Source organism: Streptomyces alkaliphilus, from assembly GCF_014141535.1.
Classification (GTDB): Bacteria; Actinomycetota; Actinomycetes; order Streptomycetales; family Streptomycetaceae; genus Streptomyces; species Streptomyces alkaliphilus.
This window is the reverse complement of the sequence record NZ_VKHT01000899.1, coordinates 1-2,053: the sequence shown is the minus strand read 5'-3', so window position 1 is coordinate 2,053 and position 2,053 is coordinate 1. Positions and strand designations below refer to the sequence as shown.

Annotated in this window: 3 protein-coding genes; 1 reads left to right on the top strand and 2 read right to left on the bottom strand. The window is 76.8% G+C overall.

Translation table 11 applies throughout. The annotated features are described in order from the left end of the window. Positions 1-651: tRNA (adenosine(37)-N6)-threonylcarbamoyltransferase complex dimerization subunit type 1 TsaB (gene tsaB / locus FNQ90_RS20935; RefSeq protein ID WP_182607776.1), on the bottom strand; the 651-nt coding region annotated here is incomplete at its 3' end. Between the two features lie 240 nt (positions 652-891). On the opposite strand from tsaB, the gene FNQ90_RS20930 reads away from it, so the two are divergent. After that, positions 892-1,590, top strand: a complete 699-nt coding sequence (locus FNQ90_RS20930) for a hypothetical protein (protein ID WP_182607775.1) — start codon at positions 892-894, stop codon at positions 1,588-1,590. Between the two features lie 87 nt (positions 1,591-1,677). On the opposite strand, the gene tsaE is transcribed toward FNQ90_RS20930, so the two are convergent. Beyond that, positions 1,678-2,053, bottom strand: a 376-nt coding sequence (gene tsaE, locus FNQ90_RS20925; RefSeq protein WP_182607774.1) for a tRNA (adenosine(37)-N6)-threonylcarbamoyltransferase complex ATPase subunit type 1 TsaE, incomplete at its 5' end; no start/stop codon positions are given.

The following is a 2,053-nucleotide window of genomic DNA, read 5'->3' as shown; positions in this document are numbered from 1 at the left end:
GGTGACCACCTTGTAGCCGGCGGGCACCCGGGCGTCGGGGCGGCGCAGGTACAGCGGTCGCGGCGGGTCGAGCGGCAGGCCGGCGGCCAGCCGTTCGGCGGCCAGCGCCGCCATGGCGGCGGCGTCCGCGTGCTTCGGCCCGCCGGCGATGCGACGGGGGAAGGCGTCGGGGTACAGGACGGCGCCGGCGCCCGTGGCGGGCAGGGCGGTGACGTGCGCCGGGAGGTCGGCGGGGCGGTCCACGGCGGGACCCTCGACGCGGGTGCGGGCATCGTCGTAGCGGGCCCAGTACACCTCGCGGCGGCGGGCGTCGGTGGCGACCACGAAGGGCTCCCGGCGGCCGGTGGCGTGGGCGATGGCGTCCGTGGTGCACACGCCGTGGACGGGGACGCGAAGGGCGGCGCCGATGGCGGCGGCGGTGGCCAGGCCGACCCGCAGGCCGGTGTAGGGGCCGGGGCCGGTCCCCACGATCAGCGCGGTGACCTCCGACAGCTCCCGCCCGGCCTCGGCGAGCACGCGGTGGACGCCGGGGAGCAACAGCTCGCCGTGGCGCCGGGCGTCCACCCGGACGGAACCGGCGAGGGTCCGGACGCCGTCGTGCAGGGCGACGGCGACGGCGGGGGTGGCGGTGTCCATGGCGAGCAGCAGCACACCCCACAGCCTACGGCGTGCGGGGGACGGTACCGGCCCCGCCGGTCGCACCGTGCGGAGGGGCGGGCACCGGGCTGCTAACGTCGTTTTCCGACCATCGCACCCGGTCGCGCGCGGTCGGTTCCGACCGTTCCCGATCGGGGCGTGGCCCTTCCCGCGCCCGGTACAGCCTCGCGGCGGCGGGAGCCGAAACCATCCGAGCACCCGAACAACCCTCTCCGGCGAAGGCGGCAGCGCATCGTGGCACGTGCTTCTGACGGTACCGGCGGCTCCTCGGCCGTCTTCGTGGTGACCCTGACCGCCGTGGCCCTGGCCATCGTGGGTTTCCTCGCCTGGCAGGCCGCCGGCGCCGTGGAGCCCCGCACCGACACCGCGGCCCCGGCGGGGAGCGACGCCGGCGACGGCACCGGGGACCCGGCGAACACCCCGATCGGCGACCCGGCCGACGGCGGCGACAGCGGGGATGACGGCGCGGGCGGCGACGGGGGCGCCTCCGGGGAGGCCGCCCACCCCCCGCTGCCCCCGGTCTCGGGCACGGGCGCCCGGGTGGTCTACTCCCTGGGCGAGCAGCGGGTGTGGCTGGTCGGGACGGACGGCGCCACGGACGGCACCGACGGCGGGGCGAGCGACGGCGGGGGCGGGGAGACCGTCGTCCACAGCCACCCGGTGCACCCCAGCCCGGTGCGGCCGGAACCCGGCGAGTACGAGGTGACCTGGCGGGCCGAGGCGACCACCGGCTCGGACGGCGTACCGATCACCAACGTGGTGGTCTTCACCTCCGTCGGCGACGCCGTGGTGGGGTTCAGCACCGCCGAGGACGGCTCGATCCCGGATCCGGACGGTCCCGAACGGACCGGTGGCATCCGTCAGTCCGCGGAGGACGGCGAGATCATGTGGTCGGTCGCGACCATCGGTTTCCCGGTCGTGGTCGTTCCCTGATCGCGCCGGTTCGCCCGGAAACGGCGAAACGGCGGGGAAGCCATCGGAAGTCGTCGGAACCGGTCGGCCGAAACCTCCGCCCGCCTCTCACCCCCCGCTCGCGGGAGCGGTGCCGGCGACGGCTCGGCGCAGCAGGTCGGGGTCGGGCAGGCCCCGACGCCCACCGACGACCTCCAGGGTCACCCGGCGGGCGTCGCCCTCCGGCCCCTCCGCGCCCGCCGTGCGCTCGATCCGCACGTGCAGCCGGTCCTCCGTCAGCTCCTCCACCCGGCCCTCGCCCCACTCCACGACCACCACGGAGTCGGTCAGCGAGACGTCGAGGTCCAGATCCTCCATCTCCTCCAGGCCGCCGGAGAGCCGGTAGGCGTCCACGTGCACCAGTGCCGGACCGGTCCCGGTGGGCGGGTGCGCCCGGGCGATGACGAAGGTCGGGGAGGTGACCGCCCCGCGCACCCCCATGCCC